Origin of the sequence: Microvirga sp. HBU67558 (assembly GCF_018069605.1) — a bacterium.
Lineage (GTDB): Bacteria > Pseudomonadota > Alphaproteobacteria > Rhizobiales > Beijerinckiaceae > Microvirga > Microvirga terrae.
Genome location: NZ_JAGPUP010000043.1, coordinates 1 through 244, shown reverse-complemented (window position 1 = coordinate 244; position 244 = coordinate 1). Strand labels below are relative to the sequence as shown.

Below are 244 nucleotides of genomic sequence, written 5' to 3'. Positions count from 1 at the left end.
CGGGGTCAGTCCGACGCCGCCGCTCAGCAGCACCACGGGCCGCGGCGACTCCTCGTTCAGGAAGAACTCGCCGGCAGGCGGCGCAACCTTCAGCACCTGTCCGACCTCGGTCTGCTCGTGCAGCCAGGTGGAGGCGATGCCCTCCGGTTCCCGTTTCACCGAGATGCGGTAGGTTTCGCCGTTCGGCGCGCTGGAGATGCTGTAGTTGCGCTTGAGCGGATGCTGGCCCGGCACCTCGATCCAG

At 68.0% G+C, this 244-nt stretch carries 1 pseudogene; it reads right to left on the bottom strand.

From position 1 onward, the window contains the following. A pseudogene (locus KBI52_RS00160) lies at positions 1–244 on the bottom strand (nitric oxide dioxygenase); the annotation flags it as partial.